Origin of the sequence: Actinoplanes sp. CA-015351, assembly GCF_050955685.1 — a bacterium.
In the GTDB taxonomy this organism is placed as follows: Bacteria; Actinomycetota; Actinomycetes; order Mycobacteriales; family Micromonosporaceae; genus Actinoplanes.
The window spans coordinates 5,132,108-5,151,203 of record NZ_CP192102.1; the positions used below are offsets into that span (position 1 = coordinate 5,132,108).

A 19,096-nucleotide genomic window follows, 5' to 3' on the forward strand; every position below is an offset into this window, starting at 1 on the left:
CTCGTGATGATCGCCACGGGCATGGCGCACGTCACCGTGGACCCGATCGCCCTGGCCCGGGTCGACGCCCGGCACGCGATCCTCCAGGCGGCGCGCGAGCACGGTGCGGTGTACGGCGCGAACACCGGCGTCGGCGCCAACCGGCACGAGAGCGCCGGTGCCGCCTCCGACCACGGCTTGCGGCTGCTGCGCAGCCACTGCGCGGGAGTGGGCCCGGTCGAGGACGCCGTCACCGCCCGGGCAGCAATGACGGTACGCCTGAACCAGATCCTGGCCGGTGGTTCCGGCGTCTCCCGTCGCATCGCCGAGGCCCTCGCCACCGCGGTGCGTGACGGCGCCGTGCCCACCCTGCACCCGTGGGGCGCGATCGGCACGGCCGACCTCTCCGCCCTGGCCGAGCTGGGCCTCACCCTCGCGGGCGAGCGTCCCTGGCGCAACGGCCCCGGACCGACCACCCGGATCGACGCGACCGACGCCCTCCCGATGATCAGCTCCAGTGCGCTGACCGTGGCGACCGCCGCGATCGCCCTCATCGATGTGCAGACCCAGCTGCGCGCGTCGATCGTGGTGGCCGCCCTGTCGTTCCTGGCGCTGCGCGGCAACCCCGAGGCGTACAACCCGATCGTGCACCAGGCGCGTGCCCACCCGCAGCAGGCCAAGGTCGCGGCGACGCTGCACGCGCTGGTCACCGGCTGCGGGCCGGCCGTGCGGATCCAGGACCCGTTCGGCCTGCGCGTCGTGCCTCAGGTCACGGCGCCGGCGATCCACGCGGCGCGCGAGCTGAACGGTGTGCTCACCGCCGAACTCAACGCGGCCGTCGAGAACCCCCTGGTGACCGACGACGGCGTCCTCCACCACGGCCAGTTCCACACCGCCACCCTAGCCACTGCCCTGGACAGCATGCGTGGCGCTTTCCTACCAGTTCTATCTCTTTCCTCGGCCAGGCTGGGCTTGCTGATGCGTCCCGACCTGACCGGCCTGCGCGCCTTCCTCGCCTCCGGCCCGCCCGGCAGCTCAGGCCTCATGATCAGCGAATACGTGGTCCAGGACCTGCTCACCCAGATCCGTGTCGGCATGCAGCCGACAGCGGCCGGCACCCTGTCCATCTCGCTGGGCCTGGAGGAACATGCGAGCTTCGCCACTCAGGGCGCCCGGTCGCTGCGCACCATGACCGAGCTGGCTCCGATGATGCTCGCCGCCGAGCTGGTTGCCGCGGTCCGCGCTCTGCGGATGGCGCCCGGCCGGCTGACCAGCGGGCTGGCGCTGCAGGCGTTCGAACTCGCCGACAAGTCGATGGACCCGGACGAGGACGACCGGCCGCTGGGCACCAGCCTGGAACGCGCGGCGGCCCTGCTCCCCCAGCTGGCCGACCTGTGAAGGTCAGGCGGGGTCCAGCGGCCGCAACTCGTCGGCGTAGCTCACGGCGTGCCGCCGGAGCACCCCGCTGGGACTGATCGAATACTGTCCCATCCGCCACAAGGGCGGCGAATAGGCATGAATCGACACGGAACCGTCCACGGCTCCGGCCATCCGGTGAATGTGGTCCGGTCCGAACGCGAACGCCCGGCCCTCCCCCACGACCCGGGTCACCGGATCACCGCCCATCCTCGGGTTGGCTTCGGAGACCGCGCCCCGGACCACGGCGACCGCCCCGGACGAGATGTCGTGGTCGTGCCAGCCGGTGTCGTCCTCGACGTTCCAGCACAGCACCCAGACGTCGATGTCACTGTCCCGGTACAGCGACGCGTAGTGCCGTTTCCCGGTGTCGTGGCGTACCAGGGACTCCCAGAGCTCGGGCCGGGCGGCCAGCGAGCTGACCCAGTTCTGCAGCTCTTTCGGGGTGAGGACGCGGCCGGGCAGCTCCGGCAGGTCGGTGACCGCGACGGTGTCAGTCGTCATCGTGACTCTCCAGTCCTTGTCACTGTGGTCATCGGAGCTCTCCGGTCCTTGTCACTGCGGTCATCGGAGCTCTCCGGTCAGCATCTGGTGAGGGTTCGCGGTGAACATCGCGTGGCTGAAAGCGTCGCCGAGGCCCGGGTCGCACGGCTGGGCGTAGGGCCGGTCCGAGCCGTGCACGATGCCGTCCACACCGACGACGCGGACCATCGCGTCGATCGCGCGGGTGCCGTACGAACTGGTCTCGTAGAAGACCCCCGGGTCGACGACGCCGAACGATCCGCCGCGGGCGGCGAGCCGTTCGTGGTGCAGCGGCGCCAGCCCGGCGAGGGCGACGAACCCGATCCGCAGCGCCGGATGCCGCTCCCGGCCGCAGACGTGCCAGGCCAGCCAGGACTGGTGCAACTGGGCGACGTACGGCACCAGCGCCGGCCACCACGAAGGCAGGTCCGGTGGGCAGGCAGGTGCCGGTCCAGGGTGCACGAGCAGCGGTTTCCCGGCGCGCTCCAGCTCGGCGAGCAGCGGCCCCATCGCCGCGATGCCGTCCGGATCGGCGAGCGCTGTGGCGGGCAGCTGAAGGCCCACGATCCGCTCCTCGGTGAGGATCTTCGCGAGCGCGATCGGATCAGGATCGGTCACCGAGGCGGCCGCCCAGACCCGGAACGGATCCGGCAGCTCGAGCGCGCTCTCGTGCCAGATGTCGATCAGCTCGGCACCCTCCGCCCCCGGCAGATGCTCGATCCCGAGCGGACTGGACAGCGAAACCAGCGCCAGGCCGGTGCCCTCGGCACGCTCGGTCGCGCGCCGCGCGCGCACGTCGTGGTCCATCGCCTCGACCGGGTACGGGTTCTCGCCCGCCAGATGCAACGTCCAGTCCCGCAGGTAGGGGTAGGTGTTACGGCGCCGTAGCGCGTCAAGGAAGCGCGACGGCCACAGGTGCTGGTGGCAGTCGGCCCGGCCCGTGAGGGGTTCGGGGGGAAGCGCTTCACTCATGCATGAAGTGAAGCGCTTCCGTGCCTATTCAGCAAGGTGATCTCAGACAACGGGCGGTGTTACTCTCTGTCGATGCCGCGGCGACGAACCCTGCAGGATCTGGCGGACGCCGCCGGCCTCTCGCTCGCCGCCACGTCGTACGCGCTCCGCGGCGTCCGCGGCTCCCCCGGCACGATCCGGCGGGTCCGGCAGCTCGCCAACGAGCTCGGTTACACGGTCGACCCGATCGCCCGTGCCCTGGCCAGCGGCCGTACCGGCTCGGTCGGCGTGAGCGGCTCGCTGCGCGACCTGTGGCAGCAGGACCTCTCGGTGATGCTCACCCAGGCCCTGCGCCGCCACGGCCGGTACGCGACGATCGCCGACGCCGACGCCGACCCCTCCCAGGAACGCCTCATCGTCGAACAGTTCGTCGCCCAGCGCGTCGACGGCGCCGTGGTCTCCCCGGTCGACCCGTCGGCGGCGTACTGGCGGCTGCTGGACCCGGCGGTCGCCGTTGTCGCGATAGGCGACGCGCTGACCAGCCGGCCCGGCACCGGCAGTGTGCTGTTCGACAATCGGTGGGGCGTACAGACCGCCCTGGCCCACCTGGCGTCCCTGGGCCACCGGCGGGTCGGCCTGCTGGCCCCGGCCCTGCCGTCCACCCCCGGCCGCCCGGCCGAGGTCCTGGCCGTCGAGGTGGCAGCCACCCTGGGCCTGAAACTGGTCCCGTTCTCCGCCCCGGCGGCAACCACCGAGGCGGTGACGGTGGCGGCCGGCCTGCTCTCCGATCCGGATCGGGTGACCGCGGTCTTCTGCCTGAGCGACTCGCTGGCCTTCGCGGTCTACCAGGCGGCCCGCGACGCCGGCGTCGGGGTCCCGGCCGACCTGTCCGTGATCGGCTACGACGACCACCAGCTGGCCGCTCTGGTGAACCCCGGCCTGACAACGATGGCCTGGGACGAGGACGCCATCGTCGAAGCAGCCGTGAGCCAGCTGATCGGCCTGCTCGCCGACGAGACTCCCCAGTCCCCGGTCTTCCGCCCCGAGCTGATCCTGAGAGCCTCCACCACCCACCCCTCCTGACCCCGCCAACAGCCAGCGCGAACGCCTCCGCCGAGACGACCAGATCTGGTGAGCTTGTGGCCGGCGGGGCGGCGCAAGCTCACAAGATCGGCAGGCCTGCGGCCGGGCGACCCCGCCAGCGCCAGACCGAAGCGAATCTTGAGCGATCCTCGCCCGCCCGGGGTTGAGAATCGCTCAAGATCGGCGGGATGGCACGCCTAGCGGCCCCGCGATGCGCTCGTGGGCCCGGGAAGGCTCAGGTGGGGGTGGGTCGGTGGGACTTCAGGTGCTTGTCGATGCGGTCGAGGTCTCGGCCGTAAGGGCGGTCGCGGGTCGACTGGGGCAATTGGCCGAATATTTCGCTCAAGTCGTCACTTGTTCCGATGGCCGCCGCCCCGCGCGCGATGCGAGGCGGTAGCGCGGCGCTGGACAGCAGCTCCGGACCTGCCCCGGACAGCAGTTGCGCCTGGTGGACGGTGAGGATTTCGCAGGCGAGGATCTCTCGCAGGCCGTCCGTCGCCTCGCCGAGGCACTCCGCCGCCTCGAAGCCGAAGGTCTGCACGTCCTCCTGGCCCGCTGACGTCTCCATCGGGCCGATCAGCGCCGCCCCCGCGAACCTCCTCAACCGATGTGCGACCCCCACCGCCCGTTTGTGCACGACTACCATTCCGGCGTCCACGCCGGGCGTGGCGGACAGCTGCCGGGTCAGCCCCGTGACCCCCGCGTCGAGCAGGCGGTGCAGACGCGCGGTGCCCAGCTCGGCCAGGTGGATCACGGCGGTGGTCAGGGAACCGGCCGCGGCGACCAGGTCGGTGCCGGCGAACCCCGCGCTGCCCACGAAGCGCCCGGACAGGAACGCCGGCGAGTCGGAGACGCACCGTAGGCTCCGGTCCACGGCCGCTTCCAGCCCCGCGGCCGCGCGTGTCGCGACGGCCAGGGCGGGCGCGCTCACCCGGAACGAGACGGGCGCCTGCAGCGCCCCCGGTGGTCCCTCACCGCGGTTCGCCGCCAGCTCGGCCATGACGGTACGCAGCTCCGCGTCCCCTTCCCCGAACGCCGGATGCCACGGGTCGATACTCGCGCGCGCGATCGTGTGTTCCGCCGCCACCACGGCCGTGACCTGCGCGATCAGGGTGCGCGCCGCCTGCGCCGCGAGCACCGCGAGCCCGGTCAGCCCGGGCACACCCTCCAGGAACGCGACGCCCTCCTTCGCCCCGAACGAATACGGTCGCAGCCCCGCCTCGGCGAGCGCCGGGCCGGCATCGGCGGCCCGCCCGGACGCATCGAGAACCTGTCCGGTTCCGATCAGCGCAGCCCCGGCGTGCGCGAGCGGAATGATCTCCCCGGCGGCCCCCGACCCGCGCGCCGGGATCGCCGGCGTCACGTCCGCGTCGAGCAGCGCGGCCAGCTGCAGCGCCAGCTCCGGCGAAGCGCCGGCGGCTGGTTGCAACAACGTTCGCAGGCGTACGCACAGAAGGGCTCGCGCCTGCTCCCGCCCCAGCCACGGCGCCGATCCGACGGACCGTCCGGCCATCAGGTTGTTCTGATGCCGCGCCTGTTCCTCGGCACCGAGCCGGATCCCGGAGAGCGCACCCATCCCGGTGTTGACGCCGTAAACGGGCCCGCCCCCGGCCAGCGCCGCCAGCATCGCGGCACGGGCGGCACCGACGTCGGCGAGCAGTTCCGGCGCCAGTGCGATGCGGGCATCCCCGCGGGCGACGGCAGCGATCAGTTCCGGCCCGAGTTCGTCGGCCTTGCCGATCAGCCGCACCGGGGGCCCGCTCATCGGTATTGCAGCATGGTGCCCGTGCCGGCGGCTTCGGCTCTCGTCAGGATCAGGTGGCCCAGGGCCACGTCCAGGATCGACAGGCCCCGGTGCCAGAACAGGATGCGTTCGTCCGCGCGTTCCCGGCCCGGTTTGCGGCCGCTGACGATCTCGCCCAGCTGGGCGTAGAGGGTTTGCTCGGTCAGCCGGCCGGTGTCGACGTGGGCGCGCAGGGCACCGAACCGGCCGGACTGCGACTCACGCCAGTCGTCGACCACGACCTTGTCCATGACGTCGAGCAGGTCCAGCTCGACGGCGCTGATCGTTCCGTACGGGACCACGAACGCGCCCGGCTTCACCGCGGCGGTACGCAGCAGCGGCTCGGGTTTCTCCAGACGGGACGCCTCGACCAGGATGTCGGCGTTGTCGTACGCCTCGGCGGCGGTGGCGACCGCGCGTACCCGAGTGGTGGTGACCTCGCGCAGGCGCGCCGCGAAGGCGTCCCGGGATTCGGGCCGGCGGCTGGTCACCCGGATCTCCTCCAGGGGGAACAGGCTGTCCAGCATGGTCACGTTGGCGAAGGCGGTGCCGCGTGCGCCGACGTGGCCGAGGATCTTCGCGTCCGGGCGGGCCAGGTGTTTCGCGCCGACGGCGGTCATCGCGCCGGTGCGGACCTCGGTGATCAGGGTCGCGTCGAGGATCGCCAGGGGTACGCCGGTGTGCGGGTCGAACAGGGTCAGCATGGCCATCTCGCTGGGCAGGCCCCGCAGGTAGTTCGGGACGAAGTCACCGACCACCTTCACTCCGCTGACGCCGCGTTCGCCGAGCGTGGAGACGTGCCCGCGCAGGATGTTGAAGTGGCCGGTGCCGCCGTTGTCCGGAACGAGATGGGTACGCGGCTCGAAGACGGTCTCACCACGCCCGTGCGCGGCCACGACCGACTCGACGGCTTCGATCACCTCGGCGTGCCCGATGTTCAGCTCGTCGATGTCGGCGCCGTTCAGGTACCGCAGCCAGATCGTCATACGACACCGCACTCCCCGCAGATCCGCTGAATCAACATATGCACCCTATCGGATTTGTGTTCTAGAATATTCAGTCATGGCGCCTGAGGACTGGCTGTTGAATCTGGCGAAGCAATATCGCCTCTCACCCACCCAGCGGCAGATCGTCCAGCGGATGCTCGGCATGTTCCCCGGGGTGGCGTTCCTCTCCACTGTCGAGATCGCCGAGCAGACCGGCGTCAGCCAGCCGACAGTGACCCGGCTCGCCACGGCGCTCGGGTTCGCCGGCTTCCCCGAGTTCCGCACCGCGCTGCGCGAGGTCGTGCTGTCCGCCGTACCGGAGCAACGGGGTCCCGAGCAACGGGCACCGGAGCGATTCGACGCCGGCGTGGTCGCGATCGAGCAGGAGTGCGCGAACGTCGGCAGCCTGCACCGGGTCGTCACCGGCGACCGGATGGCGGCGGCGGTGCGGCTGCTGGCCGCGTCACAGCCGCTCGGGGTCGTCGGCCTGCGGGCGTCCGCCGCGCTGGCCGAGCACTTCGGCTTCTTCGCCCGGCGGATCCTGCCGTCCGTGATCACCTGTACGAACGCCGGCACCCTGGCCGACACCGTGCTGCAGCTGAGCCAGCAGAACGCGTCGGCGCTGCTGATCTTCGCGATGCCCCGGTACCCGGCGGCCACGGTCGCGGCGATCCGGCGGGCCCGCAAGCTCGGGCTGTCCACGGTCGTGATCGCCGACAGCGCCCTGGCGCCGTTCGCCGGTGAGGCCGACGTGCTGCTGGTGGCGCCGGTCGGCACCGGGCTGGTCTTCGACTCGCACGCGGCGGCCGTGGTGCTGTCGATCAGCCTGCTCGACGCGATCGCCGCGACCGATCCGGAGCGGACCCAGCGGCGGCTCGAGGCGCACGAGTCCCTGGTCGACGACTGGATTCACGAAGCCTGACGATCGGTGGTCCGCGATGCCTCACCGAGGCTGGCGGGCCGAACATCTCATTTTGCCGGCGAGCGCTGTCACCCGTACCGAAAAGGCCTTGTCAAATGGTGTTGTCAACACCGCTGACAACTGCGATGCTTGGAGGGAGCACGGGGTCGGGCGGTCAGGGCGGGGGTGGTGTCAGTGCGCGGCGGCGGCCAGTTTCTCCACGCGGTCGAGCAGGGCGCTGACCAGTTCCAGCAGGACCGTCTCGTCCTCGATGCCGGCGAAGAACGGCGCGGCGGCGGCGATGTTCGGGTAACGACGGACCGGCAGCGCGCGGTACTCGCGAGCCCACGCCGACTCGTCACCCTCCCGGCTCGACTCGTCCATCGCGGTGTAGGCGCTGATCATCGCGGCGTAGGACATCACCGTGTCGTCGAAGACGCGGTGCTGCACGGCCGCGAGCTCGTCGGCGAGGCCGGCCTCCCGCAGAGCGCCGAGAATCTCCTCGGCGAGACGGAACTCACCCTGCCGGCGCGTGGTCCGCAACGCCAGGATCGGCGCGATCGCCGGGTGCGCCACGAACGACCGGACCATCTCCTGGGACAGCCACTCCAGGCGGGCCCGCCACGCAAGATCGTCGGGCAGGCCGTCGACGATCGCGCTCAGCAGGCGGTCGGCGACCTCCAGAACGATCTGGTCGCGGTCCCGGAAGTGCCGGTAGACCGCGGTCGGATCCACGCCGAGCTCCTTGCCGAGGGCCCGGATGCTGAGCGCGTCAGCGCCGGCATTCTCGGCCAGTCGCGTCGCCGCGTCGACGATCAGCTCAGGTGTCAGCGCCACTCGGGCTCGCAAATTTCCTCCAGTTCTCGGTCCAAGCAACCGACCAATGCTAGTGCTCCCCCTCCTTCCGCACCGAGGTGCAACCCATGAACCGACAGTCATTGACCGATGTGAGTTACTCCACCTACTGGTTGGCCGACCCCGGACGGCCCGCCGTTCGCGGACCGCTGACCGGAGAGCTCTCCACCGACCTGGCGGTCATCGGCGGCGGTTACACCGGGTTGTGGACCGCGATCATCGCGAAGGAGCGGGACCCGCAGCGTGACGTCGTCCTGATCGAGGGCGGCCGGATCGGGCACGCCGCCTCCGGGCGCAACGGCGGATTCGTCGCGGCAAGCCTCACCCACGGCTTCGCCAACGGGCACAGCCGCTGGCCGGAGGAGATCGCCACCCTCGAACAGCTCGGTCTGGAGAACCTGCAGGGCATCGAGGACACCATCAACCGGTACGGCATCGACTGCGACTGGGAACGCACCGGCGCCCTCGACGTGGCGACCGCGCCGCACGAGGTCGAGGCGCTGCGCCAGGGTGTCGAGCTGGCCCGCAGCCAGGGCGTGGACGTCGAGTTCATGGACCACGCAGCGGTGCAGGCCGAGGTCCGGTCACCGCGCTTCCTGGCCGGCGCGTGGGACCGCACCGGCACCGCCATGGTCAACCCGGCGAAGCTGGCCTGGGGCCTGGCCGAGGTGGCCGAGCGGCTCGGCGTGCACATCTTCGAGGGCACGTTCGCGACCGGCCTGACCCGGGACGGCGCCGGCATGGCGGTGCAGACCCCGCTCGGCCGGGTGCGCGCCCGTCACGTGGCCCTCGGCACCAACGTCTACCCGTCGCTGGTGAAGCGGACCCGGCTCTACACGATCCCGGTCTGGGACTACGCGCTGATGACCGAGCCGCTGTCCGCTTCGCAACGGGATGCCATCGGCTGGCAGAACCGGCAGGGGCTCGGTGACTCCGGCAACCAGTTCCACTACTTCCGGCAGACCGCCGACCACCGCATCCTCTGGGGCGGGTACGACGCGATCTACCACTACGGCGGGAAGATGGATCTCTCGCACGAGCACCGGCAGGAGACGTACCACCGGCTGTCGGACCACTTCTTCGACACGTTCCCGCAGCTCGACGGGCTTCGCTTCACCAACGCGTGGGGTGGTGCGATCGACACGTGCACCCGGTTCTCGGCGTTCTTCGGTTCTGCCTTCGGTGGCCGGGTCGCGTACGCCGCCGGCTACACCGGCCTCGGTGTGGCGGCAACCCGGTTCGGCGCCGACGTGATGCTGGACCTGCTGGCCGGGGAGCGGACGAAGCGCACGGCGACGCGGATGGTGCGGTCGAAGCCGCTGCCGTTCCCGCCGGAGCCGGTTCGCTGGGCGGGTGTGGAGCTGACGCGGCGGTCGCTGGCGCATGCCGATGCGAACGGTGGGCGGCGGAATCTGTGGCTCAAGGCGATGGACGCGGTGGGTTTCGGCTTCGACAGCTGACCGAACTGGGCTCCTGCGGTGACGTGGCAGGAGTACGACGGGTTCTCGAAGCGGATCCGCCGGCCGATCTTGAGTGATTCTGGCCCCCGGGGGTGGATAATCGCTCAAGATCGGCTTGACGGGCCCTTACGCCAGGCGGTCGCGCTCGGCGGCGATCGTGGTGTCGTCGCCGTGACCGGTGTGCACCACCGTCTCCCCCGGCAACGCGAACAGCTTCGCCTTGATCGAGTCGACGATCAGGCCGGCGTCCGAGTACGACCGCCCGGTCGCCCCCGGACCGCCCTGGAACAGCGTGTCACCGGTGAAGACACTGCCCAGTTCGGGTGCGTACAGACAGATCGCGCCCGGCGCGTGCCCCGGCGTGTGCAACACGGTCAGCGTGGTGCCGCCGACCGCGATCTCCGCGCCGTCGGCCAGGTCGGCGTCCCACACCTCGTCCTTGCCGTGGGTGAGCTCCCACAGCGGCCGGTCGTCCGGGTGCAGGAAGATCGGCGCGCCGGTCCGCTCGCGCAGCGCCGGCGCGACCCGGACATGATCGTCGTGGGCGTGCGTACAGACGATCGCCACGATCTTGCGGCCGCCGACCACAGCGAGGATCGCGTCCACGTCGTGCGGCGCGTCGATCACCACGCAGTCGTTGTCGTCGCCGACCACCCAGATGTTGTTGTCGACGTCGTAGGTCTGCCCGTCCAGGCTGAACGTGCCCGCCACGACGGCGTGATCGACCCGGCTCACAGGACGACCACCGACCGCAGCACCGGCGCGCCGCCGCTGTGGCCGTGCATCGCGGCGAACGCGGCCTCCACGTCCTCGATGCCGACCTCCTCGGTGACGAAGGCGTCCAGGTCGAGGCGGCCCTGCTGGTAGAGGTCGACAAGCATCGGGAAGTCGCGCGACGGCAGGCAGTCGCCGTACCACGACGACTTGAGCGCGCCACCGCGGCCGAACACGTCGATCAGCGGCAGGTCCGGCACCTTCATGTCCGGCGTCGGCACACCCACGAGCACCAGGACGCCGGCCAGGTCACGGGCGTAGAACGCCTGCTTCCAGGTCTCCGGCCGGCCGACCGCCTCGATCACCACATCAGCGCCGTCGGCACCCGGGTAGACCGAGGCGGAGATCCGCTTGATCTCCTCGACCGGGTCGGTCTTCGACGAGTCGACCAGGTGGGTGGCGCCGAGTTTGCGGGCCGCCTCCAGCTTCGCCGGGTCGATGTCAACCGCGATGATCGGGGAAGCGCCCGCGAGGGCCGCACCGGCGACCGCCGCGACACCCACGCCACCGCAGCCGATCACGGCGACCGACCTGCCCCGGGTCACCCCGCCGGTGTTGATCGCCGCGCCGATGCCGGCCATCACGCCGCAACCGAGCAGACCGACGGCGGCGGGACGTGCCGAGGGGTCGACCTTGGTGCACTGGCCGGCCGCGACCAGGGTCTTCTCGGCGAACGCGCCGATGCCCAGCGCCGGTGACAGCTCGGTGCCGTCCTCCAGCGTCATCTTCTGCTTCGCGTTGTGTGTGTTGAAGCAGTAGTGCAGGTCACCGCGCTTGCAGGCCCGGCACTCCCCGCAGACCGCACGCCAGTTCAGCACCACGAAATCGCCGGGCGCGACCCCGCTGACCCCCGCGCCGACCGACTCCACGATCCCGGCCGCCTCGTGCCCGAGCAGGAACGGGAACTCGTCGTTGATACCGCCCTCGCGGTAATGCAGGTCGGTGTGGCACACGCCGCACGACTGGATCTTCACCACGGCCTCGCCGGGCCCGGGATCCGGAACGTTGATCGTCACGAGCTCCACCGGCGCGCCCTTGGACCGTGCGATGACCGCTTTAACCTGCTGCATGGGTGCGAGGTCCCTTCTTTCATCGGTGTGCCAAAGCCTGCCACACTGTGGACCATCGATACTTCTAAGAGGTGAGATGCAACGCTGGGTGAGCGTCCCGCTGGTGGGCGCCGCCCTGGCCTTGGTGATCAATCTCGCCGCCCGGGTCACCGAGGACTGGTCGACGGAGGCGGTCCGCCGCGAGATCTCCCATCCCGACCCGGTCCTGGTCTCCTGATCCTCGACGGGCCGCCCCGCCGCCGGCCGATCCACCGTCCTCGGCTCGTCCACCTGGCAGGAGTTCCCGCTACGCGGGTCGACGGACGCCATGAACGAGGAGATCCTGACGGCCTTCCGGTGCCTGCGGCACCGTCAGCTCATGGTCCTGGGCGCGCCCGGCTCGGGAAAGTCCGGCTTCGCACTTCTGCTCACTCTCGCCCTCTTGGGTACGCGCGAAGCAGCCGGCCCGGTCCCGCTGCTGCTCGCCATCAGCGAGTGGGATCCGAACGAACCCGTGACCGCGTACGTGTCCCGGCGGCTGGCCGAGGATTACGCAGCGGTGCTGTCGCCGCACGGCGGCCCCGGTCTCCCGCAGCGCAATCGTGCTCACCAAGGCCGCCGTCGTGGAACTCGAGCCGGTGACCCCGGAGGCGGCGATCCGCTTCCTGTCGTACCCGGAGACGACATGTGACCGGTGGGCGGAGGTCTTCGATCATTTGCGCGCTCAGCCCGGCGGCCCGCTGGCCGGGTGCTCTCCACGCCGCTGCACCATCGCGTACGCGCTGGACCGAGGTTCCTGGCGTCCCGGGCGCTCTCGGTCGCCGGCTGCGCGGCCGTGACCGGGATGCTCACCGGAGCACGGGACGCGGCGCTGCTCGCCGGTGCCGCCGGCCTGGGCGCGACCGCCGTGTGGTCGGTGCTGCCGCCGATTCGCTCGTACCGGCCGGTACCCCACACACCTGCGTCTCGCCGTTCGCGGACGGCTGCCGTGGCGGCTGAATCGTTTCCTGGCCGACGCCCACCGACGCGGTGTGCTGCGCCGGGCCGGCGCTGTCTACCAGTTCCGGCACGTGCTGCTTCAGGAACATCTCGCGGCGCGGGTGGACGCGCCCCGAGGCCGGGCGCCGCGACCACGCGTCAGCCGCCGAGGGCCGCCGCCGAACCTCGCCGTCTACGAACCCGGCCACGCGGACCGCCGGTGGCCCCACTAGGTCAACGATTGTTTACCTGATCTTGGGGAGGGCTACGCTGGAAGCATGACATCACCCGTGCGCCGCCGGGACGCGGCCGCCACCCGGCGATTGCTGCTGGAGGCCGCCCGGCGGCGGTTCGCGGCCGATGGGTACGCGGCCACCTCGGTACGCGACATCGCCGCCGAGGCCGGGGTGAACGTGGCGCTGATCAGCCGCTACTTCGAGTCGAAGGAGGGGCTGTTCCGGGCCTGCCTGCGCGGGACCGTCGACGACCTCAAGCAGAGCGTCTTCGAGAACCTGCCGCTGGAGGACGCGCCGCGGATGCTCGCCGAGAAGATGGCGATCTCGCAGCCGAAGGAGACGAACCAGCTGCTGCTCCTGCTGCGATCCTCCGGTGACGAGACGGCCGAGCGGATCCGGCTGGACACCCTCGGTTCGCTCGCACGGCGCCTTGCCGCGGCGGCCGGCAGCGAGCCGGGCGATCCGAAGGTGCTGCTGAACGCGCAGATCGTGCTCGCCACCGCGCTGGGCGTGGTGATCCTGCGGTCGGCGGGGCTGCGACCACTCGCCACCGCCGACTCCGATCAGCTCGCCGAACCCCTGGAGAAAGTGATCGGCGCGCTCCTGCCGAAGCTCTAAGGGAAGACGATGGTGTGGTTGCCGTGCCGGATGACCCGGTCCTCGGCGTGCCAGTGGACGGCCCGCGACAGCACCGCCCGCTCCACGTCGGCGCCGTGCCGCTGCAGCTCGGCGACGGTGTGCGCGTGGTTCACCCGGACCACGTCCTGCTCGATGATCGGGCCCTCGTCCAGGTCCTCGGTCACGTAGTGCGCGGTCGCCCCGACCAGCTTCACGCCACGCTGCTTGGCTTTCGCGTACGGTCCCGCGCCGATGAACGCCGGCAGGAAACTGTGGTGGATGTTGATGATCGGCACACCGGCACGCTCGATGAAATCACCGGACAGAATCTGCATGTACCGCGCCAGAATGACGAAGTCGACGTTGCCGGCGAGCAGCCGCAGGTGCTGCGCCTCGGCCTCCGACTTGTCCGGCCCCTGCGACGGCACATGGAAGAACGGCACGCCGAACGAGCGCACCTCGTCAGCCAGGTCCGGGTGGTTGGAGACGACCATCGCCACGTTGATCGGCAGGTCGCCGCGCCGGTGCCGCCAGAGCAGATCAAGCAGACAGTGACCGTCCTTGGAAGCAAAGATCGCAACCCGCTTGGGTACCGAGAGATCCCGCAGCGTGTATTCCAGATCGAAACCGTCTTCGAGCTGCTCACGCAGGTCATTCTCGATCGCCGGCAGGGCCGCCTTGAGTCCGGGCCGGCTGAACACGGTCCGCTGGAAGAAGGCGCCGCCGTGCGGGTTGTCCGAGTGCTGGTCCAGCGACACGATGTTCGCGTCGTGCTTGCCGAGCACCGCGCTGATCGCCGCGACGATCCCGGTCCGGTCCTTGCCGTGCACGATCAGGACGGCCTGGTCAGCGGCGGCGGGCACCGAAGCCGGCGGTGCGGGGGCGTGCTGGGTCAGAGACACGATCGTCAGTTCCTTCCGGTGTTTCACGGGTCGCGACGATCGTGCCTGGTGACCATCCCGGCGACGGCAAGGGGGGTCGCGGTTTCCCAGATCAGATCGCCGGAAGACGCACGGTGAAGGTGGTGCCGAGGTCCGGGGTGCTCTCCGCCGACAGCGTGCCGCCCTGGTCGGCGACTATCCGGCGGGCGATCGTCAGCCCCAGCCCTGATCCGCCGGTGGCGCGCTGCCTGGCCGGATCGGCCCGCCAGAAACGGTCGAAGACCCGGGTCACCTCGTCCGGTGTCATGCCGACGCCGGTGTCGCGTACCCGGAGAAATGCGCCTTGCGCGTCTCGCCCCACCGAGATCTCCACGCGCCCGCCCGCGTCGGTGTACCGGATCGCGTTGCTCAGCAGGTTGCCGAGGACCTGGCGGGTGCGATCCGGATCGGCGCGGACCTCGACCGGTGACGGGGCGTCGACGACGAGGTCGACGCCGGCGTTGTCGGCCACCGCGCGGTGCACTGTCGCGGCCGTGGCGGCCAGTTCGGACAGGTCGGCCGGGACCGGGGTGTAGTCCAGGTCGCCGGCTTCGGCGAGGGCGAGCACCTGCAGGTCGTCGAGGATGCGGCGCTGCAGCAGGGTCTCCTCGTGCAGCGATGCGAAGATTTCCGGGCTCGGCTCGATCACGCCGTCGGCCAGGCCTTCGAGATATCCGCGCAGGTTGGACAGGGGCGTACGCAGCTCGTGGGCGACGTCGGCGATGAGCCGGCGCTGGCGTTCCTCGCTGCGTTGCAGCGCCTCGGCCATCGAGTTGAACGAGGCGGACAGCCGGTCCAGGTCGTCGCCGCCGCCCTGCGGCACCCGCACGTCCAGCCGGCCCGCCGCGAGCTGCAGCGACGCGCCGGTGAGCAGGTGCACCGGGCGGCTCACCCGGCGGGCGATCCAGGCGGTGCCCAGCGCCGCGACCACGACGACGCCGGCCACGCCGTAACCGGCCGGCCGGCCCAGCTGCGAGAGGTCGGGGTCGCCGGGCGCGCCGAAGAAGATCTCCACGGATTCGGCCGACGTGCTGGACGCGCCGTTGGCGAACATGCCGGCGAGACATTCGTCGAACGCGGTCATCATCAGCCGGCAGTTCACCATCTGCCCCCACGAGGTGGCGAGCCACGCGGTGTCACCGCGGACCCGGTTGTTCGCCGCGGCCGCGCAGGACGGTTCCGCCGTCAGCTGTTCGGTGTCCAGGTACGGCGACGTGATCATGGCCAGCTGCGGCGACCAGGCATCGTGCTCGGCCATGCACCGCACCTTCACGAGCGCGGCCCGGTACTGCGCGAGCTGGTACAGCGCCCGCGCGTCGGGTTCACCGGGTGGGAGGGGAGCGAACAGATCGGCGGGGAGGGCGGGCATCGCCGGCCGGGCCGCGGGCTCGCGTCTGCGCACGGCCGGGGCCAGCCCTTCGCCGGACAGCACCGCCGCCATCGACATCTGGTCGGCCGCGCTGACGATCAGCGGATCCAGCGCCGGCACCGGCTGGACCTGCCGGGACAGCAGCTGAACCGGCCCGGCGGCCCGGCCCTGCAGGTTGTCCGAATCGGTCAGCACCGTGTCGGCCTGGGTCACCACCCGGATGTGCAGCCCGGTGCTCCCGGACAGCTCCGCCACCACCGCGTCGATGCCGGCCCACTGCCCGCGCTGGATGCCGAACCGGCGGATCTCGTCGACGATCGCCGCCTCGTGCCGGTCCCGGGCCGCGTCGACCCTGGTCGCCTCGCGTGAGGTGAGGCTGATCGTCAGCCAGGCCGTCGCGCCGATCGCGGTCACCGCGACGACCAGCACGAGCAGGAAGATCCGGACCCGGAACGTCACTGCTCGGCCATCCGGTAACCACGGCCGTAGACGGTCTGCACGTACCGGGGGTCGGCCGGGTCTTTCTCGATCTTACGGCGGAGGTTGACCACGTGGGCGTCGACAGTGCGGTCGGAGACGTCGTTCTCGAAGCCGAACACCTTGTCCAGGATCTGCGCGCGGGTGAAGACGCGGCCCGGCTCGCGGGCGAGCAGCTCCAGGATCCCGAACTCCTTCGCGGTCAGCCGGGTGGGTCTGCCGGACACGCGTACCTCGAACCGGGGCCCGTCCACCTCCAGGTCGCCGGCGCGCAGCACGGCGCTGTCGCTGTTGTGCTTGACCCGGCGCAACAGCGCCCGGATCCGCGCGGTCAGCTCGCGCGGGCTCACCGGCTTCGCCAGGTAGTCGTCGGCACCGATGTCGAGGCCGAGCAGCATGTCGTTCTCCGCCGAGCGTGCGGTCACCATGACGATCGCGACCTCCGACTCGGCGCGCAGGATCCGGCACACGTCGAGGCCGTCGACAAGCGGCATCATCACGTCCAGCACGATCAGGTCCGGTTTGCGGGCCCGGGCCTGCTCCAGCGCCGCCCGGCCGTCACCGACCGTCAGCACCTGATGCCCGTCGCGCTCCAGATAGAGCCGGATCAGCTGGGCGTGCTTCGGGTCGTCGTCGGCAACGAGGATGCGGGCGGTCACGGCTCGCATTCTGGCTGGTTCTCGCCACCGGGCCCAAGAAATGTCAGGTTCTGATGAAGAACCTCAGCGGTTCCGGTGCGGGCGGGGATCCCAGCCGAAACCGCACAGGTTCTTCACAACAGCGCGTCTACGGTCGCCTTCCCTTTTACCTGTGGAGGCTTCCATGTGCGGACTGAGCGCTTTCGTCAGCAGCCGGCCCGACGCGGGGCCGCCGGACGCGGACACCGCCGCCGCCTTCAGCGCCGCGCTCGCGACGATGCGGCACCGGGGCCCCGACGACACCCGGATCGAGTACGGCGACGGGTACGCCTTCGGCTTCAACCGCCTCGCGATCATCGACCGTGAGTTGTCCGCGCAGCCGCTGCACTACGCCGGCCGCTGGACCGTCGTCTTCAACGGCGAGATCTACAACTACCGGGAGCTGCGCGCCGACCTGATCCGCTCGCACGGCGCCGCGTTCGAGACCGAGGGTGACTCCGAGGTCCTCGCCGCGGCCTTCCACTACTGGGGCGAGGCCGCTCTGCCCCGGCTGCGCGGGATGTTCGCCTTCGTGGCGTACGACCACCGCACCGGCACCCTGCACGCCGCCCGGGACGCGTTCGGGATCAAGCCGCTCTACCTGCTGGAGACGGCCGACGGCCTGCATCTGGCCAGCGAGCGCAAGGCACTCGACCCGTTCGCCGCACCGGCCGGCGGGGCGCTCGACACCGACGCGCTCGCCCACTATCTGACGTTCCAGTACGTACCCGACCCGCTCACCCTGCACCGGCACATCCGCCGGCTGCCGCCGGGCCACCGTCTGGTCTGGACACCGGGCGGCGGGGTACGCGTGCACCGCTGGTTCAAGCCGTCGCTGCGTCCGTTGCATGTTCAGCCCGAGGCCGCGTACCAGGCGATCCAGGACGCGCTGACCGCCAGCGTGCGCCGCCATCTGCACGCCGACGTGCCGGTCGGCGCGTTCCTCTCCAGCGGCGTGGACTCCTCGGCGATCGTCGCGCTCGCCGCCCGGGAACAACCGGACATCCACGCCTTCACCGCCGGCTTCGCCGCCGGTGGATACAGCGAGATCGAGGTCGCTGCCGACACCGCCGGCCAGTTGGGGGTACGCCTGACGCCCACCGTCGTCTCGGACACCGACGTCCTGGCCGCGCTGCCGCACATCGTGCAGCTGCTGGACGATCCGGTGGCCGACCCGTCGCTGATCCCGCTGTACTTCCTCGCGCGTACCGCGTCGCAGCACGTCACCGTGGTGCTCTCCGGTGAGGGCTCGGACGAGCTGTTCGGCGGGTACCGGATCTATCGGGAACCGCTGTCGCTGGCCGGCGTGGACAAGCTGCCGCCGGGCGTGAAACGCGGCCTGCGCCACCTCGCCGGCGTGCTGCCCGAGGGGGTGCGCGGCCGGTCGTTCCTGGAACGCGGAACCACCCCGATCGAGCAGCGATATTACGGAAATGCCAGGATTTTTGCCCCCGAGGAGAAGGCCCGCCTGCTCCGCTTCACCGCCCAGCCGCACACCGACATCACGACCCGCCTGTACGCCGAGACCGCCGACGTCGACGACGTGGCCTCGATGCAGTACGTCGACCTGCACACCTGGCTGCCCGGCGACATCCTGGTCAAGGCCGACCGGATGTCGATGGCGCACAGCCTGGAGCTGCGGGTGCCGTTCCTGGACCAGCAGGTCTACGCCTCCGCGGCCGGCCTGCCCACCGAGCTGAAACTCCCGGCGGGCTCCCGCACGACAAAACATGCCTTCCGCGAGGCGATGAAGGGCATCGTCCCGGAGTCGGTCCGCGACCGGGCGAAGCTGGGCTTCCCGACCCCGACACGACTGTGGCTCAAGGGCCAGATCGGCGACTGGGCCGACGACCTGATGGCCACGTCGCAGGCCGGCCACCTGCTCGACCTGAACTACGCCCGGGGCCTGCTCGCCGAGCACCGCCGCGGCGAGGCGGACCGCTCCCGCAAGGTCTGGACAGTGACGATGTTCTGCCTCTGGCACGCCATCGCCGTCGAGAAATCAATCACCGTCGAACCGGACCGTTCCCTGATGTCGACGCCAGCACCCGCATTATGACGC

General features: G+C 70.8%; 18 protein-coding genes. 8 read left to right on the plus strand and 10 right to left on the minus strand.

The window, feature by feature from the left end; all coding sequences use genetic code 11:
• Positions 1 to 6: 6 nt before the first annotated feature.
• Positions 7 to 1,377 carry an aromatic amino acid lyase gene (locus tag ACQP2E_RS23600; RefSeq protein ID WP_433825116.1) on the plus strand — a complete coding sequence of 457 codons (1,371 nt, stop codon included), beginning with the start codon at positions 7 to 9 and terminating at the stop codon, positions 1,375 to 1,377.
• 3 nt (positions 1,378 to 1,380) lie between these two features.
• Here ACQP2E_RS23600 and ACQP2E_RS23605 read toward each other — a convergent pair whose 3' ends face one another.
• Positions 1,381 to 1,899 (minus strand): cysteine dioxygenase, encoded by a 519-nt coding sequence (locus ACQP2E_RS23605; protein ID WP_433825117.1) that lies wholly within the window; start codon positions 1,897 to 1,899, stop codon positions 1,381 to 1,383.
• Positions 1,900 to 1,959: 60 nt separating this feature from the next.
• Positions 1,960 to 2,889: an amidohydrolase family protein gene (locus ACQP2E_RS23610; protein ID WP_433825118.1), complete on the minus strand. Its 930-nt coding sequence runs from the start codon at positions 2,887 to 2,889 to the stop codon at positions 1,960 to 1,962.
• A 72-nt stretch (positions 2,890 to 2,961) separates the two neighbouring features.
• On the opposite strand from ACQP2E_RS23610, the gene ACQP2E_RS23615 reads away from it, so the two are divergent.
• Complete coding sequence (locus tag ACQP2E_RS23615; protein WP_433825119.1) at positions 2,962 to 3,951, plus strand: LacI family DNA-binding transcriptional regulator; 990 nt, start codon at positions 2,962 to 2,964, stop codon at positions 3,949 to 3,951.
• Positions 3,952 to 4,186: 235 nt separating this feature from the next.
• On the opposite strand, the gene ACQP2E_RS23620 is transcribed toward ACQP2E_RS23615, so the two are convergent.
• Both ACQP2E_RS23620 and ACQP2E_RS23625 read right to left on the minus strand, forming a co-directional pair.
• Positions 4,187 to 5,716 (minus strand): aromatic amino acid lyase, encoded by a 1,530-nt coding sequence (locus ACQP2E_RS23620; RefSeq protein ID WP_433825120.1) that lies wholly within the window; start codon positions 5,714 to 5,716, stop codon positions 4,187 to 4,189.
• Entirely contained in the window at positions 5,713 to 6,720 is a 1,008-nt protein-coding gene (locus ACQP2E_RS23625; RefSeq protein WP_433825121.1) for an ornithine cyclodeaminase family protein, read from the minus strand. The genes ACQP2E_RS23620 and ACQP2E_RS23625 overlap by 4 nt, the downstream gene beginning before the upstream one ends.
• Positions 6,721 to 6,796: 76 nt before the next feature.
• Between ACQP2E_RS23625 and ACQP2E_RS23630 the strand changes: the two genes are divergently transcribed.
• Positions 6,797 to 7,642, plus strand: coding sequence for a MurR/RpiR family transcriptional regulator (locus ACQP2E_RS23630; RefSeq protein WP_433825122.1), 846 nt, complete (start codon positions 6,797 to 6,799; stop codon positions 7,640 to 7,642).
• 171 nt (positions 7,643 to 7,813) lie between these two features.
• Here ACQP2E_RS23630 and ACQP2E_RS23635 read toward each other — a convergent pair whose 3' ends face one another.
• Positions 7,814 to 8,458 (minus strand): TetR/AcrR family transcriptional regulator, encoded by a 645-nt coding sequence (locus ACQP2E_RS23635; protein ID WP_433825123.1) that lies wholly within the window; start codon positions 8,456 to 8,458, stop codon positions 7,814 to 7,816.
• Between the two features lie 86 nt (positions 8,459 to 8,544).
• Between ACQP2E_RS23635 and ACQP2E_RS23640 the strand changes: the two genes are divergently transcribed.
• A complete protein-coding gene (locus ACQP2E_RS23640) occupies positions 8,545 to 9,936 on the plus strand; it encodes an NAD(P)/FAD-dependent oxidoreductase (RefSeq protein ID WP_433825124.1) in 1,392 nt (463 codons plus the stop codon).
• Positions 9,937 to 10,062: 126 nt separating this feature from the next.
• Here the strand turns inward: ACQP2E_RS23640 and ACQP2E_RS23645 are convergent, their stop codons facing one another.
• Together ACQP2E_RS23645 and ACQP2E_RS23650 are read right to left on the minus strand one after the other, a co-directional pair.
• Positions 10,063 to 10,671: an MBL fold metallo-hydrolase gene (locus tag ACQP2E_RS23645; protein WP_433825125.1), complete on the minus strand. Its 609-nt coding sequence runs from the start codon at positions 10,669 to 10,671 to the stop codon at positions 10,063 to 10,065.
• Positions 10,668 to 11,780, minus strand: coding sequence for an S-(hydroxymethyl)mycothiol dehydrogenase (locus ACQP2E_RS23650; RefSeq protein ID WP_433825126.1), 1,113 nt, complete (start codon positions 11,778 to 11,780; stop codon positions 10,668 to 10,670). Before ACQP2E_RS23650 ends, ACQP2E_RS23645 begins: the two co-directional genes overlap by 4 nt.
• A 76-nt stretch (positions 11,781 to 11,856) precedes the next feature.
• Between ACQP2E_RS23650 and ACQP2E_RS23655 the strand changes: the two genes are divergently transcribed.
• The 3 genes from ACQP2E_RS23655 to ACQP2E_RS23665 all read left to right on the plus strand — a co-directional run bounded on the left by ACQP2E_RS23655 (position 11,857) and on the right by ACQP2E_RS23665 (position 13,591).
• Positions 11,857 to 11,997, plus strand: a complete 141-nt coding sequence (locus tag ACQP2E_RS23655) for a hypothetical protein (protein ID WP_433825127.1) — start codon at positions 11,857 to 11,859, stop codon at positions 11,995 to 11,997.
• Positions 11,998 to 12,087: 90 nt separating this feature from the next.
• Positions 12,088 to 12,450 (plus strand): hypothetical protein, encoded by a 363-nt coding sequence (locus tag ACQP2E_RS23660; protein WP_433825128.1) that lies wholly within the window; start codon positions 12,088 to 12,090, stop codon positions 12,448 to 12,450.
• 565 nt (positions 12,451 to 13,015) lie between these two features.
• Positions 13,016 to 13,591 carry a TetR family transcriptional regulator gene (locus ACQP2E_RS23665; protein WP_433825129.1) on the plus strand — a complete coding sequence of 192 codons (576 nt, stop codon included), beginning with the start codon at positions 13,016 to 13,018 and terminating at the stop codon, positions 13,589 to 13,591.
• On the opposite strand, the gene purU is transcribed toward ACQP2E_RS23665, so the two are convergent.
• The 3 genes from purU to ACQP2E_RS23680 form a co-directional block, all read right to left on the minus strand.
• Complete coding sequence (gene purU / locus ACQP2E_RS23670; protein WP_433825130.1) at positions 13,588 to 14,493, minus strand: formyltetrahydrofolate deformylase; 906 nt, start codon at positions 14,491 to 14,493, stop codon at positions 13,588 to 13,590. The genes ACQP2E_RS23665 and purU overlap by 4 nt on opposite strands.
• 91 nt (positions 14,494 to 14,584) lie before the next feature.
• On the minus strand, positions 14,585 to 16,339 hold the full coding sequence (locus tag ACQP2E_RS23675) for a sensor histidine kinase (protein ID WP_433825131.1): 1,755 nt from the start codon (positions 16,337 to 16,339) through the stop codon (positions 14,585 to 14,587).
• The gene (locus ACQP2E_RS23680) at positions 16,336 to 17,025 is read right to left on the minus strand and encodes a response regulator transcription factor (protein ID WP_433825132.1); all 690 of its coding nucleotides are present in this window, start codon (positions 17,023 to 17,025) and stop codon (positions 16,336 to 16,338) included. Before ACQP2E_RS23680 ends, ACQP2E_RS23675 begins: the two co-directional genes overlap by 4 nt.
• 154 nt (positions 17,026 to 17,179) lie before the next feature.
• Between ACQP2E_RS23680 and asnB the strand changes: the two genes are divergently transcribed.
• Positions 17,180 to 19,093 carry an asparagine synthase (glutamine-hydrolyzing) gene (asnB, locus tag ACQP2E_RS23685; RefSeq protein ID WP_433825133.1) on the plus strand — a complete coding sequence of 638 codons (1,914 nt, stop codon included), beginning with the start codon at positions 17,180 to 17,182 and terminating at the stop codon, positions 19,091 to 19,093.
• Positions 19,094 to 19,096: the final 3 nt, after the last annotated feature.

Excerpts from the sequence above, each read along its gene's own strand:
- asnB (WP_433825133.1), top strand. The coding sequence starts at position 17,180 with ATGTGCGGACTGAGCGCTTTCGTCAGCAGCCGGCCCGACGCGGGGCCG.
- ACQP2E_RS23610 (WP_433825118.1), bottom strand. The coding sequence starts at position 2,889 with ATGAGTGAAGCGCTTCCCCCCGAACCCCTCACGGGCCGGGCCGACTGC.
- ACQP2E_RS23650 (WP_433825126.1), bottom strand. The coding sequence starts at position 11,780 with ATGCAGCAGGTTAAAGCGGTCATCGCACGGTCCAAGGGCGCGCCGGTG.
- ACQP2E_RS23600 (WP_433825116.1), top strand. The coding sequence starts at position 7 with ATGATCGCCACGGGCATGGCGCACGTCACCGTGGACCCGATCGCCCTG.
- ACQP2E_RS23615 (WP_433825119.1), top strand. The coding sequence starts at position 2,962 with ATGCCGCGGCGACGAACCCTGCAGGATCTGGCGGACGCCGCCGGCCTC.
- ACQP2E_RS23630 (WP_433825122.1), top strand. The coding sequence starts at position 6,797 with ATGGCGCCTGAGGACTGGCTGTTGAATCTGGCGAAGCAATATCGCCTC.
- ACQP2E_RS23680 (WP_433825132.1), bottom strand. The coding sequence starts at position 17,025 with ATGCGAGCCGTGACCGCCCGCATCCTCGTTGCCGACGACGACCCGAAG.
- ACQP2E_RS23625 (WP_433825121.1), bottom strand. The coding sequence starts at position 6,720 with ATGACGATCTGGCTGCGGTACCTGAACGGCGCCGACATCGACGAGCTG.
- ACQP2E_RS23640 (WP_433825124.1), top strand. The coding sequence starts at position 8,545 with ATGAACCGACAGTCATTGACCGATGTGAGTTACTCCACCTACTGGTTG.
- ACQP2E_RS23665 (WP_433825129.1), top strand. The coding sequence starts at position 13,016 with ATGACATCACCCGTGCGCCGCCGGGACGCGGCCGCCACCCGGCGATTG.
- ACQP2E_RS23620 (WP_433825120.1), bottom strand. The coding sequence starts at position 5,716 with ATGAGCGGGCCCCCGGTGCGGCTGATCGGCAAGGCCGACGAACTCGGG.
- ACQP2E_RS23660 (WP_433825128.1), top strand. The coding sequence starts at position 12,088 with ATGAACGAGGAGATCCTGACGGCCTTCCGGTGCCTGCGGCACCGTCAG.
- ACQP2E_RS23605 (WP_433825117.1), bottom strand. The coding sequence starts at position 1,899 with ATGACGACTGACACCGTCGCGGTCACCGACCTGCCGGAGCTGCCCGGC.
- ACQP2E_RS23655 (WP_433825127.1), top strand. The coding sequence starts at position 11,857 with ATGCAACGCTGGGTGAGCGTCCCGCTGGTGGGCGCCGCCCTGGCCTTG.